The organism is Shewanella sp. GutCb (genome assembly GCF_002836135.1).
In the GTDB taxonomy this organism is placed as follows: domain Bacteria; phylum Pseudomonadota; class Gammaproteobacteria; order Enterobacterales; family Shewanellaceae; genus Shewanella.
Genome location: NZ_PJBL01000088.1, coordinates 1 through 375, shown reverse-complemented (window position 1 = coordinate 375; position 375 = coordinate 1). Strand labels below are relative to the sequence as shown.

Here is a 375-nt window from a genome sequence, read left to right as displayed (position 1 = left end):
TTATGGCCTGTATGACAACGGGGCCAGCGAGCAGGTTAGTAAGCGCTTTGACGATGCGGTGCGGTTCTTGGAAAAAGTGGCGGCTGGTAAAATAACTCTCGGTATTACAACACAGGGTGAAAGCCCGGTAAGTAATGACTTGCCAACGATTGAGAGCGACGGCGCGGTGTTTAACCGTCGCCAATCTAAGGGTTTTATCTGATGCTCGACTTAGTCACGCCACTGATCACTCAGCTTACCCCAAAAGATGCTCCATGGTTGGAGGTGGAGGGGCTGCTTAAGCTTTCAGAGCTGGATGAGAAGACGCCAAGGCGATTGCCAAAATTGTACGTGATTGAGATGTCAGAGCGGGCTACGCCTGATGTACGTGGGACT

1 protein-coding gene is annotated in these 375 nt (G+C 51.5%); it reads left to right on the top strand.

Annotation, left to right across the window (positions count from 1 at the left end; all coding sequences use genetic code 11):
* Positions 1-202: phage protein Gp36 family protein (locus tag CXF86_RS20085; RefSeq protein ID WP_145992410.1), on the top strand; the 202-nt coding region annotated here is incomplete at its 5' end.
* Between the last annotated feature and the right edge of the window lie 173 nt (positions 203-375).